17 protein-coding genes are annotated in these 17,666 nt (G+C 46.3%); 10 read left to right on the top strand and 7 right to left on the bottom strand.

Translation table 11 applies throughout. From position 1 onward, the window contains the following. The first annotated feature begins 349 nt into the window (after positions 1 to 349). Complete coding sequence (locus AC2VDX_RS00360) at positions 350 to 1,759, top strand: hypothetical protein (protein WP_378172856.1); 1,410 nt, start codon at positions 350 to 352, stop codon at positions 1,757 to 1,759. 25 nt (positions 1,760 to 1,784) lie between these two features. Here the strand turns inward: AC2VDX_RS00360 and AC2VDX_RS00355 are convergent, their stop codons facing one another. Then, complete coding sequence (locus AC2VDX_RS00355) at positions 1,785 to 2,144, bottom strand: hypothetical protein (protein ID WP_378172859.1); 360 nt, start codon at positions 2,142 to 2,144, stop codon at positions 1,785 to 1,787. A gap of 35 nt (positions 2,145 to 2,179) precedes the next feature. On the opposite strand from AC2VDX_RS00355, the gene AC2VDX_RS00350 reads away from it, so the two are divergent. The 4 genes from AC2VDX_RS00350 (at position 2,180) to AC2VDX_RS00335 (ending at position 3,501) form a co-directional block, all read left to right on the top strand. Then, positions 2,180 to 2,344 carry a hypothetical protein gene (locus AC2VDX_RS00350; RefSeq protein ID WP_378172861.1) on the top strand — a complete coding sequence of 55 codons (165 nt, stop codon included), beginning with the start codon at positions 2,180 to 2,182 and terminating at the stop codon, positions 2,342 to 2,344. 7 nt (positions 2,345 to 2,351) lie between these two features. After that, positions 2,352 to 2,477: a hypothetical protein gene (locus tag AC2VDX_RS00345; protein WP_486928070.1), complete on the top strand. Its 126-nt coding sequence runs from the start codon at positions 2,352 to 2,354 to the stop codon at positions 2,475 to 2,477. Positions 2,478 to 2,866: 389 nt separating this feature from the next. Beyond that, the gene (locus tag AC2VDX_RS00340) at positions 2,867 to 3,139 is read left to right on the top strand and encodes a hypothetical protein (RefSeq protein WP_378172970.1); all 273 of its coding nucleotides are present in this window, start codon (positions 2,867 to 2,869) and stop codon (positions 3,137 to 3,139) included. A 68-nt stretch (positions 3,140 to 3,207) separates the two neighbouring features. Further along, positions 3,208 to 3,501 (top strand): clan AA aspartic protease, encoded by a 294-nt coding sequence (locus AC2VDX_RS00335; RefSeq protein WP_378172972.1) that lies wholly within the window; start codon positions 3,208 to 3,210, stop codon positions 3,499 to 3,501. A 262-nt stretch (positions 3,502 to 3,763) separates the two neighbouring features. On the opposite strand, the gene AC2VDX_RS00330 is transcribed toward AC2VDX_RS00335, so the two are convergent. From AC2VDX_RS00330 to AC2VDX_RS00320, 3 genes are all read right to left on the bottom strand, one after another. After that, complete coding sequence (locus tag AC2VDX_RS00330) at positions 3,764 to 4,213, bottom strand: pyridoxamine 5'-phosphate oxidase family protein (RefSeq protein WP_378172864.1); 450 nt, start codon at positions 4,211 to 4,213, stop codon at positions 3,764 to 3,766. Positions 4,214 to 4,408: 195 nt separating this feature from the next. Then, positions 4,409 to 4,759 (bottom strand): cupin domain-containing protein, encoded by a 351-nt coding sequence (locus AC2VDX_RS00325; RefSeq protein ID WP_378172867.1) that lies wholly within the window; start codon positions 4,757 to 4,759, stop codon positions 4,409 to 4,411. 24 nt (positions 4,760 to 4,783) lie between these two features. Further along, the gene (locus tag AC2VDX_RS00320) at positions 4,784 to 5,290 is read right to left on the bottom strand and encodes a transposase (RefSeq protein WP_378172869.1); all 507 of its coding nucleotides are present in this window, start codon (positions 5,288 to 5,290) and stop codon (positions 4,784 to 4,786) included. A 255-nt stretch (positions 5,291 to 5,545) separates the two neighbouring features. Here AC2VDX_RS00320 and AC2VDX_RS00315 point away from each other — a divergent pair, with 255 nt between their 5' ends. After that, on the top strand, positions 5,546 to 5,806 hold the full coding sequence (locus AC2VDX_RS00315) for a hypothetical protein (RefSeq protein WP_378172872.1): 261 nt from the start codon (positions 5,546 to 5,548) through the stop codon (positions 5,804 to 5,806). Between the two features lie 358 nt (positions 5,807 to 6,164). Here the strand turns inward: AC2VDX_RS00315 and AC2VDX_RS00310 are convergent, their stop codons facing one another. Beyond that, positions 6,165 to 6,425 (bottom strand): hypothetical protein, encoded by a 261-nt coding sequence (locus tag AC2VDX_RS00310; protein WP_486928069.1) that lies wholly within the window; start codon positions 6,423 to 6,425, stop codon positions 6,165 to 6,167. 624 nt (positions 6,426 to 7,049) lie between these two features. Between AC2VDX_RS00310 and AC2VDX_RS00305 the strand changes: the two genes are divergently transcribed. From AC2VDX_RS00305 to AC2VDX_RS00290, 4 genes are all read left to right on the top strand, one after another. Continuing rightward, positions 7,050 to 11,114 carry a PAS domain S-box protein gene (locus AC2VDX_RS00305; RefSeq protein WP_486928068.1) on the top strand — a complete coding sequence of 1,355 codons (4,065 nt, stop codon included), beginning with the start codon at positions 7,050 to 7,052 and terminating at the stop codon, positions 11,112 to 11,114. A 306-nt stretch (positions 11,115 to 11,420) separates the two neighbouring features. After that, positions 11,421 to 11,813: a response regulator gene (locus AC2VDX_RS00300; protein ID WP_378172883.1), complete on the top strand. Its 393-nt coding sequence runs from the start codon at positions 11,421 to 11,423 to the stop codon at positions 11,811 to 11,813. Then, positions 11,806 to 13,605 carry a diguanylate cyclase gene (locus tag AC2VDX_RS00295; protein WP_378172886.1) on the top strand — a complete coding sequence of 600 codons (1,800 nt, stop codon included), beginning with the start codon at positions 11,806 to 11,808 and terminating at the stop codon, positions 13,603 to 13,605. Before AC2VDX_RS00300 ends, AC2VDX_RS00295 begins: the two co-directional genes overlap by 8 nt. Positions 13,606 to 13,743: 138 nt before the next feature. Then, a complete protein-coding gene (locus AC2VDX_RS00290; protein ID WP_378172889.1) occupies positions 13,744 to 14,145 on the top strand; it encodes a fasciclin domain-containing protein in 402 nt (133 codons plus the stop codon). Between the two features lie 127 nt (positions 14,146 to 14,272). On the opposite strand, the gene AC2VDX_RS00285 is transcribed toward AC2VDX_RS00290, so the two are convergent. After that, positions 14,273 to 15,574, bottom strand: a complete 1,302-nt coding sequence (locus AC2VDX_RS00285; RefSeq protein ID WP_378172891.1) for a CO2 hydration protein — start codon at positions 15,572 to 15,574, stop codon at positions 14,273 to 14,275. 466 nt (positions 15,575 to 16,040) lie between these two features. Next, on the bottom strand, positions 16,041 to 17,549 hold the full coding sequence (locus AC2VDX_RS00280; RefSeq protein WP_378172894.1) for an NADH-quinone oxidoreductase subunit M: 1,509 nt from the start codon (positions 17,547 to 17,549) through the stop codon (positions 16,041 to 16,043). Positions 17,550 to 17,666 lie beyond the last annotated feature (117 nt).

Below are 17,666 nucleotides of genomic sequence, written 5' to 3'. Positions count from 1 at the left end.
GCACCATTTCTCAAAGCATGGAGGCATTGCGTCGGGTGTAGTTTCCTTCATGGGTATTTTTCAACGTGAACTTCTTATCTGGCATGGATCATAACTCATTTGGTTTTAATTCATTGTTTAAGTCCCGATAAGTGTTTCTGAACCAAGTTTTTTGACCATGATGCCCTAGTTTTTATGCTTAGTGTGCAAACATTGCACTTGGGCTAGTTCACTCAAGGTTCTTAATGTGCTAATTTCACACATCCAATGCCTCAATGTAAAATCAGTTGTGAGCAAAGCACACATCTAGCTTGCTAAGGCGGTTTTACTATGCTGTGAGTGTCATGTTCAGGCACTGGAGCTTAGAGCTATGTCAGATGAATCTGGTAAACGTTCCTCTCGCAAACAACTTCTTTGTAAGGTAGAGGTGTCAACTTCTCTTCAAGGTTTGTCCGCTTCTCGTCGTACTGCTCTCAATTGCCAAATCGAGGCAGTAGATTTAGCAAATCGTCTGCAATCTCTTCAACTGCATGGATGCCTAAATCAAGCAGCCGAGAGAGTTCTAAGCGAAAAAATTGCCAATTGTTTAGATCATGCGGCTTATCACTTAGATCAAGAGCGTCACGCTTTCTGGGATGCTCAGGTTTGTCGAGAGAATGCAAATGCTTTGAGGAGCAATAATTGGGAGTCTCTAAAAACGCTCTATTTGCAGAATTTTGAACAGATTCGACAGCCAGTCATTGTCGCACCTGTCCCCGCCATGCACAACCATCCCGTTTTATGGTCAGGATTTGTGGCTTTGGTCAGGGAGAACTCAATGGCATCTGGCTTAGCTATCAATGATCCTAATCAATTAGCTCGTCTTAACACTACGCTCTACCCCGGTTGTCCAATTGGAATGGTGAGAACTCGGTTTGTGGGCGCGCATACGGTGAAGGCAACCAATATTCATCACCCTCCGTACTTTATTCCTGAATACCTACCAGATCCGCCAGAGATTTGTATCGAAAGTGTTGGCTATTTGTTAAATACCTATACTGCTCAGTCAGTCAACCACACTCTATCCGCTTTAGAGCCATTTTGGCTGCCTGAACAGTTAGCAGAAATTCGCCAACTGTTTGAGTTCTCAGATGCCAATGAGGTTCAAGCAGCTTTGATCAGTTTGCACAACATGACTCATTTTCTTGGTAGTCAGCCTATGAATCATAAGAACAAGGAATCTGCATCGTTCATGAGAGGTGTTGATGAAGAATTACGCGCCGACAGTGGCAGTAATGTTGGTTTGAATGCTCTGGGTTGTAATTTATTCAATCATCAACTCATTCAGGCTGTAACTTTGATGGATATTTTGGATAGAGCTTTCAAGTATACACTTGCTGCACCGAGTCAAAGTCTAGATAGGTTGATCATTTCTCACCACGATGCAGCGGCAGGACAAATGAGACTTAATGCACTTCGCCGTCACGGGGCGCTTAAACAGACTCAATCGAGAGATCAAGTTTTCTACTACCTTGATTATCAAGCCTGCCTTGAGTCTGACCGGATAATCTTGTCTGAGTTGGAAGCTTTGGATCAACTAGGTTTACAAGCCTCAGATTCTTATCAAACAAAGCGTCTGGAGTTTCTCACAAAATATTTGGGAACTAATAAAGAGGAAGACTGGAAACTTGATGCGTTCTATGATGAAGTTCGCGCTGCCAATCCCTGGTTGTCTGCTCAACTGGTTTTTGAGTATCCAGTTGAACTAGAGCTGTTTACAGATTTGGCACATGTAGCCTAAAAAAGGCTGAAAACCAAGTCTGAAATCAGGTTGAGGGGTATGCAACTACAATCACGTTCACTATTAACAATTCAGGAATATCATCTTCGGTTTGCACTGAGCTAGAGTCTATTTCTGCCTTAATCACTAAGTCCTGGTTGACTTTAACAACTATCGGGTAATCCAGGAGATAAGGAATTCCTTTTTCAGTGGTTGGGAATAATGCATAGTCAATGATGTTGAAAAAATACTTTCCGGGAGATAGATCTGCTTGAAATCTACCTGAGCGATCTGTTATCCCAGATACCACATCTTCAGGGCTGTTGATTACCACACCGAGACAGTCCACCGGCTCGATGCTGTCTGGGTCGCTTGTGTTAAAGATCGAAATTGTGACTCTACTCATCCAATCACATAGAGTAAAAGCGATAATTGTTTGGTATGATGCCTAATCATAGCAAGCGATCGCTCTCCGTGGGATGCAAAAGTGAAATGCCATCTAACAAGCCTGGTGCAGCGGACGGTATCAAGATATTGGTGGTGATGCAAAGGTTATCTGCCGCCGCTGAAGGGGAACGTTATGCTTATCCTGAAAAGTTCTCTTAGGATGAGGATGTCACAACAGATTTGTATCCAGGGAGATCACCTGATCGGGTGCCAGAATACCTCCAACTGCGATCGCTTCCAGTCTTCCAGTTTCCTGGGGATGTTACACCTGGAAATGGCGATCTCTATCTGAATATCTGCTCTGATCCAGGTAGTCAATGCAGATCAACGAACTGGAATGTGTGCAAACATCAACGTTCTCAATTCAAACGTGACTCGCGAGAGAGAGTTTAGGAGAATCGTGACCGATAGGATCAGAGCAGGAAAGACGTATCGGGTCTGTCTTGTAGCTGACAACACGCCGACGGGTGCAGGGCGTTGGGTCACTTGCCAAGATCTTAGAGCTTTTGTCCCATCGTCTGGGCAATCGATCGTCATCAACTTACAACAGGCATCGCTACGATTCTTACGCCCTAATCCCTAATTGCAGACGCTAGTAGGGTGAGCATTAGCTTATCCTACCGACCTGTAAAATCTTATAAAGAAGTCTACGCAAGCCGAATAGCTATCAGGAGTCAGCCCATGCAAGCGATTCTGCTAAGCCGCGAAGAAGTTGCGCGACGTGCAAAGCAACTGTACGAGAATGGAATCCGTCAACAGGTCGAGAACGAAGACAACATTGGCAAGATGGTCATCATCGACATTGAGACAGGTGATTATGAAGTCGATAAAACAGGGTTGCAAGCATCTCGTAACCTTAGCAAGAAGCACCCAAACGCCCGACTCTTTGGGATTCGTATTGGATATAATGTTGCTGTCTCGTTTGGTGGTGTCATGGAGCGGGTCTACAAGTGATTTCTGGGACTGTGACGAATAGACACGCAATGGTCGCGTTGACATTCTTGCTGCTGAATGGTTGAAGCATCCCGATTGAGTTTGTCATCGATACAGGTTTCACAGGAGAATTGTGCCTTCCTCCGGAAGCGGTTTCATTGATGGGCTTGACCTTTAGACACGACACTCCTGCAAATCTGGCAGATAACAGTGAAGTCTTGCTACTACTTCACGAAGCGATCGTCCTTTGGGATGGTGCTGAGCGAGAAGTCTTGGTCATTGCAACAGGAAGGCGACCTTTTCTCGGAACTGCTTTGCTAGACGAACAAGAACTTGTCATTCAGTTCACAGAAGGCGGATTAGTGACAATCGACGAGTTGTAACCGCTAATCCAGCGTTACGCAGTACAGGCTAACAACTCAGTGGAGCGGACGGTACAGAGTCTTCGCGCTTCGTTCTAGTTCTTTCGTCGCCGCTCACTTTAGCCGTTATACAGCTCAGGTTATCAGTGGAGAAAGCATCTCCAGGCTATGTACTGGTGCTTATCGTTAAGCGAGGGAGTGGTGAGATAACCCTGTTCTTCCGCTCTCCGTGCCTACTTGAGGCTTGAGTAACCGTATTCAACCACCCTGATCCTTCAAATCTTCATTGACTGCTGATTCCATCAGTCGTCCGTCCGCTCATTTCGCTGGGGTGAATGCGGTAGATTACGACTACTTCCGCTCGTCCCCAAGCGTCAATCCACGTTCGGTTGATGGCAGGTGAAAGCGTTGGATTATGCTTTTGGATAAATTGCCTCGCATGATCGATGTCTGGTTGCTCTGTGAGCCGCTCGGCTTGACCCGTCACAATCACGCTGCGCCAATGAAGCGGGTTGTCAACTTTTTCAACCTGCAAACAGATTTCTGGATTTGCATCTATATCATGGGTCTTCATGCCGACCGTTGTGAACAGATAGATGTCTGAATCTTCGAGATAATAGTGCATTGGCATCACGTAAGGTTTTCCTTCGTGGATATAGCCAAGATGACCGAATCCTACCTCCTGTAGGAAGCCTCGTATTTCTTCTTGTCCCATTTCATCAATGTCTAACATTACAATTTTCCTCTTAAAAATTCAAAAGACAAATTCTATCTCTCACACTTTTATTTCCTCATCAACCATCAGTATTGCTAGTCTGCTTTGCGCCGAGCGATCGAATCAAAAATTTCATGGTCAACTTCTCTAAAGTTGGAGCAAAAGCAGCGTAGTGATCCTCTCTGTCTCCGTCAGACAGTTAATACATAAAGGTCAATGCTTAGAGTCAAGAGATCCTTCAGAAAGTATCAACAAGAATGTCAGGTTTGCCATCGCTTTGAGGGCATGAGGTGTGGCAGCAGGCATAAACACAAAGACTCCTGGTTCCAGGACAATTTCTTTGTCTTCAAGGGTTAACATTCCCTGCCCTTCAATCACATGCACCGTAGTGTTGCGAGGAGACGCATGTTCAGCAATCTCCGTCCCCGCTGCCAGAGACACCAGCATGTATTGGCAACTCACATCCTTCAGTAAAGTTTTGCGCTGTACTCCAGTTTTGGGGTATTCAATCATGTCGGCTAGACAAATTGCGGTTGCCTTCAATGGCAGTAAGGCTGTAGTCATCGGATTACTCCTTAGATTTGCGAATTACGGAAAAACGATTTTGGCAATCGACGCATGTCCCAGAAAAAGATAGGCAGCCGATCGCAGCACGCTTTCGGAGTAAAGAATCTTCTGAATATCTAGACTGGGCGCACGTTTGGCAGTGGCATTATAGGTTGCGATTTCCCCTTCTAGACTAAAGTCACTGTTAGTCAGGTAGTGATCATTGTCATGTATTGCCTGAAAAATGAAGTTATAGATAGGATTGAGTCCTAGTGTCGTGTCATAACTCTCGGCAGATACCCAAACGTGACTTTGCTTAATATCAGCAAACATCTCTACGACACTGGGATAACGCTCATACCATGAGAACTCTACATTCAATGGTAAGCTTTGATACTCACCCCAGAGCCAATCACAAAATTGTGCGATCATTGCATCGGAAATCGTGGCGGGCTTGCTTTCCAAATAGAGCTTGGCAAGAACTTCGACTTTGACCGATGCTGAGCTTGGTTGAATACGCTGAAGCGAGTTGTTTATGCCGATCGCCATATCTTACCTCTCATGAACGACACACACTCATCTTGACACATTCTTCTCAATATGTATCTGGACAATTTCATATCTCATCCTTTTGACAAGCAGTATTGCCGCTTGTGCCCATAGGCGAGTCTTCAATGGAAATTTATCACCGCTGCATAACAACCCCAGTGCAGCGGACTACCAGTATCTGCAGGTGGAGTTGCGAAGGTTATTAGCAGCCGCTAACCGGGAACGTTATGCGTATTGTTATTGAAGAGTCAAATCATGAAAAAGAAATTTGAATACAAGAATATTCGCTTTGATTTCAAAGGTCGTGGCATTACACAAGAAATAAATCTTCTTGATATCGACGGAAAAAGAGTGAAAGGATGGTTGGCTAACACTGAGGAAGTACCTACTCTTCCAAACCTCCTGAATGCTGCTGGAGTCGATGGATGGGAACTTGTATCACATAGCGTCAACCAAGATAACCAAGCTAATGCAGTGACATTTCACTATCTATACTTTAAGAGAGAGGTTGTTTAGTGTCAGATTCTGAACTTGACAGAATTATTGCTTTAACCAGGGCGAAAAAGACAAAAAATAGCAATAAAAATCACATATTCTTTATCGCTTTGGGCATTTTAGTGTTTGCTTTAGTAATATCGAAAAATCTAATCTTTTTGCTTCTTATAGTACTTTTGCTATTCATCTTTGGAATAAGAGAAAGCATAGAGTGGATGGGTTGAGGCGATCGCAAAAGTTAAGAATTGAGAAGCGATCGAGGCATAACAAATCATTGGAGCGGACAAATATGATATTTTAGTTTTGAGTTTTAGGCGATCGCTTGCCGCTCAATTCAGCCGTTAGGCTTATCCTGGGAAGTTCTCTCAGGATGAGAAAGTTATAACTGGTTTGTATCCAGAGAGATTACCTGATCGGGTGCCAGAATACCTCCAACTGCGATCGCTTCCAATTTTCCTGTTTCTTGGGGATGCTGTGTCTTGACCTTAGCGATCGCCTCCTCAATCCCTGCTGCCTGAGCAATGTAGATATGTGAAGCTAGCAAAGATGCAGAGATCAAAGACTTACCGGAAGCTTGAGGAACCAAGGATTCAATTTGACGCTGAATCTGGATTGTAATGGCATCAAAATCCGGCTCCATCAAAATGTGCCCTAAATGCTCTCGCAACAAACGCTTCAGTTTCTCATCTTCGATCGCTATGCCGCGAGTGCTGAAATAACCTTAACTGCCCTAACTGCAAGATTGGCAGAAAGCCCAAATTGTTGTCTGACTTGAGCGTAGACAAGAGTTTGAATCCTGACGTTGTTTGTCAGTTTTGCGTCAACATTCTGATTGATGTAGTTGCAAGCATCTGCTCTCCGCCTGAAGGGTTGCCTGAATCATGTCCGCCTGCTCAGATGTTGGTTGAAGTTTGCAGCTAATATTCAGGATGCTTTTCATCCTTTTAGGATATCACTGCAATGAAAGAAAATATTTACAGGCTGTTTTAACCGCTAATCGCTTACCTCCCCATGTCGCGCATCCAGGGGCTTCCGCTCGTTTTTCGGTGACATGAGTTTTGACTCCCTAGCACTCAATTTCGATCTCCTCAACTCTGCGATAAATTGGGAGGCTAGGAGAAGTTTACCCGCTTAAAAAGGGGCTAAGGCGGGATCGACACCTTAACTGAGACGTATTGCTAGCGCCCTGAAGAAGCGATTTATTGATGCAGATGATAGCTGAAGATTGCATTTGGGCACCCTTGAAATAGAAGTATCTAGCTGCGTGACTTTAATTTCACGCTCACCCCCAGCCTTACTCATGAATTACACCGATAATCAAGAGCTACTTCAACTGTTTATCCAGCAAGCGCCAGCAGCCGTGGCGATGTTCGACCGCGAGATGCGTTACCTGCTGTTCAGTCATCGATGGCTGACGGAGGGCAATCTTGGCGAGGACATTATCGGGCGCTCTTACTATGAAATTGAGAGTGAAGTTTCCGATCGTTGGCAGGCAATCCATCAGCGTTGTTTAGCGGGAGGCATAGAGAAGTTTGAAGAATCTTTACCCCGTACTGATGGGACTGTGGACTGGGTAAGGTGGGAAGTACAGCCGTGGCGCACTGGCACAGGTGAAATCGGCGGATTGATTGTGTTGAGAGAAGCGATCGCCGAGCGCTATCAATTAGAGGAACACCTGCACCTGTTGGAGAACGCGATCGCTGCTAGCAAGAATGGTATTGTCATTAGCGACGCCAACCAGCCAGACAATCCCCTGATTTATGTCAACCCCCGTTTCGAGGAAATGACGGGGTACTCCCACGAAGTCCTAGGGCGCAACTGCCGCTTCTTGCAAGGAACCGATACAGAGCAACCCGCTATCGCCGAGTTGCGAACGGCAATCCGGGAGGGAAAAGAGTGCAATGTCATCTTGCGGAATTACCGCAAAGATGGAACCCTTTTCTGGAATGAACTGCGAATTGCGCCAGTAAAGAATGCCGCAGGGAAACTCACAAACTTCGTCGGCGTACAGACTGACATCACCGACCGCGTGGAAGCCCAAGAACAGCTCGTTCGCATTAGCAAAGCCGTTGAAAATGCCAGCGATGCCATCATCATTACGAACGCCAAAGGGCAGTCCCTATATCACAATCAGGCGTTTGTGGAATTATTTGAATACACCACAGACGAAATAAATGCGGCTGGAGGGCCAAGCATCCGCTACTGCGATCCGAATATTGCTCGTGAAGTCATCAGCGCCATCACCCAAGGCAACTCCTGCTGGAGTGGTGAAGTCGAGATGCGGACTCGTAGCGATCGCACCCTATCAGTGTTGCTAAGAGCTGACGCTATTACCGATGACAATGGCAATGTGGTGGGGTTGATTGGGATTCACACTGACATTACAGCCCGCAAGCACGCTGAAGCAGTTTTACGGCAAATTCTGCGACGAGAGCAGCTCTTAGGAGCCATGCAAGAGCGTATCCGCCAATCCTTGAAGCTGGAGGATGTCCTCAACACCGCCGCAGAGGAAGTGCGGCAGTTTCTTCAGACAGATCGGACGATTCTGTACAGCTTTGAGCCGGATTGGAGTGGCAGTGTCATTGTAGAGTCGGTGGGTGAGGGTTGGATGCCAACTTTAGGCATCAATATTCAGGACACTTGCTTTCAAAACGAACACGCACCCTTATATAAATCCAGTCGAATCCGAGTGATTGATGATATTTACACAGCGGGTTTAGCGCCGTGTCATGTCCAATTGCTGGAGCAATTGCAGGTGCGAGCTAACTTAGTCGTGCCGATTTTGCAAGGAGAACACTTGTGGGGGCTGCTGATTGCCCATCACTGTCGATCGTCGCGGCACTGGCAATTTGAGGAAGTCGAACTGCTAGAGGCACTGAGCGTGCAGATAGCGATCGCCATTCAACAAGCCGCTTTGTTCGAGCAGGTGGAAGCGGAACTTGCGCGATCGCAAGCTGCTCAAACTGCCTTGCGCGATAGCGAGGAACGTCTGCGGACTGTGGTAAAAAGTGCGCCAATCCTTCTATTTGCCTTAGATCGTCAGGGTGTCATTAGCTTTTCAGAAGGTGCGAGAATGGATGCTTTGGGATTGCCAGCGGGTGAGGTTGTCGGTCAATCCATCTTTGACGTGTACCGCCACATCCCCCAAATTCTCGAAGATGTTCGGCAAGCGCTATCCGACAAAGCCTTGACATCACTGGTAAAAATGGGCAAATTGACCTTCGAGGTGCGCTATTCGCCCCTACGAGACGCGAACAACGAAGTGACTGGCGCAATTGGCGTCGCCACCGACATCACCGAACGCATCTTCGCAGAGGAAGCACTCCGCCAAAGCGAAGTCCTGCGCCAAAGCGAAGCCAAAACTCGCGCCCTCCTCGACGCGATCCCAGATTCGATGTTTCGCATCCGCAAAGATGGCACCTTTCTAGACTTCAAAGCGGCTAAAAATGACGTTCGGGCGCTCAGTCCCGATCGAGTCATGGGTCAAACTGTGCAGGAGATTTTGCCAACCGAGGTAGCGCAGCAGATGCTGCATTATGTAGCCAAAGCGCTGTCTACTAACGAGATACAAGTCTTTGAATATCAACTGCTCGCTCCCTTGAATCCCGCTTACCAAATGGGACAAGGCTCTGGGCGCGATTATGAAGCTCGCGTTGTTGTCAACGGAGGGGATGAAGTGCTGGCAATCGTGCGCGACATTACCGAGCGCAAGGAGGTGGAGCAACTGAAAAACGAATTTGTCTCCATCGTCAGCCATGAATTGAGGACGCCGCTAACTTCGGTGCGCGGTTCCTTGAGTTTAATTTCTGGAGGCGTGGCGGGTGAAATTCCAGATGAGGCAAAGGCGTTAGTGAATATTGCTCATAAAAATACTGAGCGTCTGATTCTCCTAATTAACGACATTTTAGATATTGAAAAGATTGAATCCGGCAAAATGGATTTTCATCTCAATCCGGTGGAACTAATGCCACTCGTAGAACAGGCGCTGGAGGCGAACCGTGGCTATGGCGAACAGTATGGGGTGCAGTTGGTATTGGAGTCTGGGTTGCCCGGTGTTCAGGTGAATGTCGATCGCGATCGCCTGATACAGGTACTGACTAACCTACTCTCCAACGCCGCCAAATTCTCTCCCCCCAATGGCACCATCACCCTCTCCGTTTCCCGCTTCCAGAAGCATGAAACAGCAAAAACCAAGGATAAATTAGATTCGGCGGTGGAAGTCATCGCTTCTGAATCTCAGCTTTCAACCGATCAACTCATTCATCCCACCCTTCGGGAAGGACAAAGCCCTACATCCCTCATCCCTAATTCTTTCATTCGAGTTGCCGTTACCGACTGGGGTTGTGGAATTCCCGAAGACTTTCGCCCCCGGATTTTTCAGAAATTTGCCCAAGCGGATTCCTCCGATACCCGTCAAAAGGGAGGAACTGGCTTAGGCTTAAGTATCTGCAAAGCAATCGTCGAAAAACTCGGAGGAGATATTGGTTTTGAAACTCAAACTAATGTCGGGACTACCTTCTACTTCGATTTACCTGAATGGCACGAAGCACTGATATCGAAAATTACGACTTCCAACTCACCGGAAACTCTCCCCATCCTCATCTGTGAAGACGATCCTGATATTGCCACTCTGCTGTCGCTGATGCTAAAACAAGAAGGTTTAAGCGTAAACATCGCCTATAATGCCGCGCAAGCCAAGCAGCTTCTGGCACAAAACTGCTATGCAGCGATGACTGTAGATTTAGCGCTACCCGGTCAAGATGGCATCTCCTTGATCCGCGAACTGCGGGAAGATGAAAATACCCAAAGTCTACCGATTGTGGTTGTTTCTGCCAAAGCACAACAGGGGCGCGAACAACTCAGCGGCGGTGGGTTGCCGGTGATAGACTGGCTGGATAAACCAATCGATCAGGCGCGGTTGATGGCAGCAGTCCGGCAAGCAGTTCGGCAGCACTCAGACAGTAAGCCTAATATTTTGTATGTTGAGGACGATCCGGATTTAACTCAGGTCGTCTCAACTATTTTGCAGAATATAGCCGAAATTGATTCAGCTAAGAATCTTGATGAGGCAAGACACAAGCTAGTTTCTAAAACTTTTGACTTAGTGATTCTTGACCTCAGTTTACCGGATGGTTCTGGTCTAGAATTGCTAGCGGATCTCCACAACCAGACTTGTTCCTCCATCCCCGCCGTCGTTTTCTCTGCCAATACAATTGGTATGGAGGCGGCGCATCAAGTGGCTGCGGCACTTGTCAAATCCCGCACCTCCAATCAGCAGTTGCTGGAAACGATTAAATCCTTAATTGGACGCAATAATTCCACTTCTTAATTCTGAATAATTACTAATTTTTGAACTTCGGAAAATTTGAAAATTTGTTATAAATTCAATTTTGTTTGAATACTCATTATTAAGCTTTCTCAGCTCGGCGGTTAAAATCAACATAATTTGTGGAAGCGGCTAATGGGTAGTTCATGGTTCAGGGTTCATTGGGTAAGAACAATGAACCCTGAACCATGAGCAATTAGCAATTTTCGTTCAAAGACAAGAAATGTAAAATTCTGCTTCTCTACCTGATTTATCCACTCTCTTTTTTTCCACTCAGTTTAAATTAATGAGTAATCAATTAAAAGCAATATGACAACTCCACCTTTAAATCGTATCTTGTTTGTGGAAGATGACCTGGATATTCAAACCGTTGCCTGTTTGGGTTTGAAAGTAGTCGGCGGTTTCACGGTAGAAGTTTGTAGTTCTGGGAGTGAAGCGATTCAGAAAGCGCCGATATTTGCCCCAGATTTGATTTTGCTGGATGTGATGATGCCTGGTATGGACGGGATGACTACGCTGAAGGCACTGCGGGAACTCCCGCCAACTTTAAGCACTCCTGTAATTTTCCTGACTGCCAAAGTGCAAACCCATGAAGTAGTTTATTATAAGCAACTCGGTGTGTTGGATGTGATTGCGAAGCCGTTCGATCCAATGACCCTTTCTGCAACTCTCAATCGTATGTGGTCTCAGTACCATGATTGATGCGCTTCAAGATCCGCAAGATCAACTCAATGCCTTACGCCTTGCGTATAGGCAACAACTGCCGAGTCAAATTGAGCAGATTGAAACAATTTGGCATCAGCTGCTGCTAAGCCTTGAGGAAAGAGGGACAGAGGGAGCCGAGGAGCAAGGGTGTGGGGATGTGGAAACCCCACCCGGCGCAGGAGAGAATCAAGAACATCAGCGCCTCAGCACCTCAGATGTTCATCCCCTCTCGTCCTCTCCCAATCCGCCTCAGTCCCTGCTAGAAGCCGCTGGCTCACCTTTAGAGACGCTACACCACCTGATGCACCGTTTGGCGGGTTCTAGTGGCACGTTTGGGTTGCTGGGGTTAGGTAATGCGGCACGAACCTTGGAACTGGTGTTCAAAGCGATTCTGGATAGTGGAAAGTTGCCAACCGCAGAAGAGCAAGCACAAATCTGCATGCTGGTAGGAGGATTGAAACAGGCGATGACTGTGGAGGACACCTTTGTACTGGATCTAAACCTCCCTCCGCCGCAGTCTCAAGAGCCTTGGTTAGAGAATCGGCTGATTTTTTTGGTGGAAGACGATCCGCATCTGTCGCAGGATTTGGCGCTGCAAATCAGTTGTTTTGGTTATCAGGTTCGCACTTTTGACCAAATTGCTGAATTGGAGGAGGCGATCGCGCAAACGCCACCCGCTGCTGCAATTGTGGATGTTGTTTTTCCCGAAGACAGTCTCGCAGGTCCAAAAACCATTACTGCCATCCAGCAGCACCGCGAGCAACCGCTGCCAGTTTTGTTTATCTCTGCCAGAAACGATCTAATGGCTCGTTTACAGGCGGTGAGAGCGGGTGGAAAGGCGTATTTTCCCAAGCCGATTAACATTGGAGAATTGATTGATGCTCTGGATTTGCTGACTGTGCCGCAAATACCAGAGCCGTATCGCATTTTAATTGTTGACGATGATGCACCTTTGGCATTCTTCTATGGTTGGACTTTGGAACAGGCGGGAATGACGGCTGTGGTGGTGACAGATCCGTTGCAGGTGATGGCACCTTTAATTGAGTTCAGACCGGATCTAATTTTGATAGATATGTATATGCCGGGATGCAATGGAGTGGAACTGGCAGCGGTTATCCGTCAGCAACCGGCTTATGTGGGCATTCCGATTGTGTTTCTGTCGATGGAGACGGATGTGAATAAGCAGCTGGCGGCGATTCAGCTAGGTGGGGATGATTTTTTAACAAAGCCGATTCAGCCAAATCATCTGATTGCGTCGGTGATGCCGCGAGTGCAGCGATCGCGTCTTTTACGTTCGGTGATGGTGCGCGATAGTCTGACTGGGCTGCTCAATCATACGACGATTAAGGAGCAACTGAGTATTGAGGTGGAACGAGGTCAGCGGGAAAACACGAACATTGCCTTTGCCATGATTGATATTGATGATTTTAAGTCAGTGAACGATTCCTATGGTCATCTCACAGGCGATCGCGTACTGAAAAGTTTATCCCGTCTGTTGCAGCAGCGTTTGCGTAAAACTGATATTACGGGTCGTTATGGCGGGGAAGAGTTTGCGGCTATTCTCCCGAATACAGATGGTGCAACAGCCGTGAAAGTTCTCAATCGAATCCGCGAAGGTTTTGCACAAGTTCGGCAGCAGTCTGACGGCGCTGAGTTTTCGGTTACTTTTAGCTGTGGCATCGCTGTCTTCCCCAACGTAGATGAAGCGACACAACTCAATGAAGCCGCAGATAAAGCTCTCTATGAAGCTAAACGACGCGGACGCAATCAGGTGATCCTTGCTATGTGAAGAGTAAAAGATTACAACTGCTTTTAACTAATATTAAAGATTTAAAGCGATCGCAAATAGCCAATCCAATAATATTGGCAAGGCTTACCCTACACTGTTACCAGAGCTTTTTCCATACAATATATTAAGTTAAAACAGATGGCTGACATTGTTGATATTGCAGTTAGTGCTGGTTCTTTCAAGACTTTAGTAACTGCTGTCCAAGCGGCGGGTTTGGTGGATACGCTGAAAAGTCCTGGTCCTTTTACTGTCTTTGCACCTAATGATGATGCCTTTGCCAAACTGCCACCAGGAACGATTCAAACCTTGGTGCAAAATATTCCCCAGCTTGCCAGAATTCTCACGTATCATGTCGTCCCTGGCAAGTTAATGAGAGCTGATTTGGAGAAAGTAAGTTCTGTCATCTCAGTTGAAGGTTCACCCATCAAAATTGATTGTTCTGATGGTTTTGAGGTGAAAAATGCCACGGTTCTCGCAGCAGATATCGAAGCGGATAACGGCGTTATTCACGTTATCGACACGGTAATTTTGATGGGTTGAATCAAATGAAAGGGAGCGATCGCTCCCTTTTAAAAAACCTATTTAAGGCGTGTTGGAGGAATCAAGGCATTCATCAGCGATCGCTTCAAAAAAAGCCCCCCTTTTTAAGGGGGGTTGGGGGGATCTCCTATCGATAATCCGACCGCTGAATATCGCGCAAACGAGCTTCAGGACGCTTAAATCGATCCATCTGAGTTTCAAAAAACTCGCGATTTGCTTGTAAATGCTTCTGATTAGAGTCGTCTAAAGGATACAAAAGTGCAGTCCGCAATGCTTGGATGACAGCAGAAGTAACGCAGTACATCGATCGTTGGAAAGTAATCCCTAACTGGATTAACATATCATCTTCACCCCGGCAGTGTTGGCGATAGTAATCCACAAGATAGGGTGGCAGGAAATGCAGCATATCCTGCATTAATAATGTCGGCGGAATGCCAGCATTTCCCACCGGAAATACATCAGCATAGAGAATTCCATAGTGGAAGTCTTTCTGATTTTCAGGAACTTGCTTCGCCTGAGCATTGTAGGACTTTGTACCCCGGAATGGAGCGGTGCGGTAGAAAACTGCTTCCACATACGGTAATGCTGCCTCGTACAGCCATGTGAAACCGCAAGATTTGGGGATAATTTCATATTTTTCACCGCGAATGTAAACGTGATGATAAATGGGACGACCCGCGATCGCAAAAATTCCATTTACTAGAAAATTCATCGCTTCCGGCACACTGGTAATTTTCCCCTCATCGTAGAGGTCGGACATTTCAAAGAAAACCGGAGCCATCACTTCCCAGAACAAGCCTAAATTACTGTAGTAAGACAGTTGACGCACCTGTTCTAAGAACATATCTGGGAACAGATTATACAGTCCCAGCATCGCCGGATTACCCTGGAAGTAAGCCTTAATTGCTCTGTCTGCATTAGCTTTATATTCATCGCTATCCAGATAGGCATCGAATTTACCCCAACCCATGTCTCTGCCGTGCCAAAGCATTGCTTGCATACAAGCTTCGGCAAATTCCATATTTATCCGGTCATGCCCTAAGTGATGGAATAACTTGGGCATTTTAGAAGTTTCGCCCTTCTCAATAAACTCTAGAAGTTCGGGATGAGCAGTGGCTTCTCCACGCCAAATCCGCAAATCTGCATCGTCTCCAGCGTAATGATTATGTAACTCCAAATATTCCTTGGGCAGGAAGTATTTAAAGAAGGGAAAGGGATTTAAAAAGACACGCTCGGCAATATACAGCAGGTCGCGCCAGTAGAAATCCATCGGTACTGCATACGCTTTATAAATACCGATAATTTGCATGAGATTTTCCGGCGTATCCGGGAGCATTGCACCACCAGCTTCTAAGCGGTGAATTATTTCGGCAAATTCATGATTAGAAGGAGGTAATTTAGTTGCAGGCTTAGGTGTAGTTTGTACCATTTTTAGTTCCTTTAGATGAATTGTTGAAGGTTTTTTGATGAGTCGTTATTTTGTTGTGCGGACAATGTTTTTGACCTTTCCCCCAACCCCTTCCTTGGCTTTTAAGGGGACTTAGGTTTCTCGTTTTCAGGCTGAGCCAAGGAACGAAAGCTGTAGTAGCACGTCTAGACTAAAATGCTGGGTTGATAAAATTCGCTCAATCAAAATTTGCCAACCAGGACTTACGCAACATCACCACATCTGAGGGCAACCACAGAGGGATTGCCCCTACAAAACGCTATATGTATAAGCTTTGCGTAAGCTAGTAGGTTGGGTTGAACGATAGTGAAACCCAACGCTCTATAGGGGTTGCTGGGTTTCGTTCCAAGGGCCCAGCCTACGGAATTTTGGTTTAAGTCAGTGCCATTCGACTTAGGTTTCTCGTTTCCAGTCTGAGCGAAGGAACGAGAGTAATGAAAGTAACTTTCTATTGCTGTGAAGACTGGTAGTTGATAGCAACTTGCTGATTAGTAGTCTTGGGAATAGTAGCAACCATTGCAGCTGTTGTCGGTTCGCTCCAACGCACCAGCCAAGTGGGATAAATTCCCAAGAAGAAGATTAAGGCTGCTAAAACTAAAGCTGGTGTGCGCTCAACCCATTCAACTTTGGGATAGTATGCTGCGGTATTGTTCAGTTTGCCGAAACAGGTGCGGTTAATGAGAATTACAAAATAAACTGCCGTTAAACCGCTACAAATCACACAAACTAGGGTTGGAATTGGAAATACTGTGAAACTGCCTTGCAGCACTAAAAATTCAGCGATAAAGCCTACCATACCGGGGATACCAGCACTCGCCATTCCGCCCAGAACTAGCAAAGCAGTGGTAAGAGGTAAACCGCGTTGGGGACTCAACAAACCATTCAAGACATCTAAATCGCGGGTGCCGACTTTGGTTTCGATAACGCCCACTAAATGGAAGAGGATGGCTAAGATGATGCCGTGACTAACCATTTGTAAGACGGCACCGAGTACACTAAGCGGTGTAGCGGCGGCAGCGGCTAACAGAACATAGCCCATGTGACCGATAGAGCTATAAGCAACCATGCGTTTGATATCTTTTTGAGCGATCGCACTCAGCGCACCATAAGCGGCACTAAACGCTCCGACAATCGCTAACCCAGGTGCCACAATTGTCCACGTTTCGGGAAACATTCCCAAACCAAACCGTACCAAACCATACGTTCCTAACTTTGCCAGGATGCCACCCAAAAGAATGGCTACGGGTGGGGAAGCTTCTACATAAGCATCTGGCAACCAAGTATGCAACGGAACTAAGGGAATTTTGATTCCGAAACCGACCACCAGCATTGTTAGCAGGATCAGCTGCGCTTGTAGCGGTAAACCTTGAGCGATGTGGACATTGTAATCAAAATTAGGAGCGTTACCCAGCCAAGTTATACCCAAAAATGCCGCCAGAATTAAAATTCCAGAAAGCGCTGTATAAATGAGAAACTTCATCGCTGCGTAGCCACGCTTTTCAGTTCCACCCCAGATGGCAATTAACAAGTACAGCGGAATCAGTTCCAGTTCGTAGAACAACACAAACAGCATCAAATTCTGCGACAGGAAGGCACCAGCAATTCCGGCATTGACCAGCAGCACTAAAGAATAGTAAAGCTGAGGACGAGTAATCTGCTTTGAGGTGCTGTAAATAACAATCCATGTCAGCAGGCTATTCAAAGCCAACAGCGGTAAAGACAAACCATCAACACCGAGGCGGTAATTCAATCCCAAAGTGTCAATCCAGGGCATAAATTCAGAGAATTGCATCCCGGCATTGTTCAGGTCGAATTGAGTTAGTAGAAATCCTGTCTCTAGTAAAATTCCACTGACAATCGCTAACGCGAGTAAACGTGTCTGACTAGCAGATAAGTTAGGTAAAAATCCGACGAGAGCGGCACCTAAGAATGGCAGCCAAATTAAAGTGCTGAGCATAGTTTGTTATTTGCTGATTCCGGTTGACTAACTGAACTTGGGAACTCTAGAAATGGCGATTGGGGCATATAGAAATCCTGATTTAGGTATGAGATATTCTCCTCTATTTTATGCGTT

It is taken from the genome of Coleofasciculus sp. H7-1 (assembly GCF_057473865.1).
Note: the sequence above shows the minus strand (reverse complement) of the source record. Positions and strands in the feature narration are given on the sequence as shown.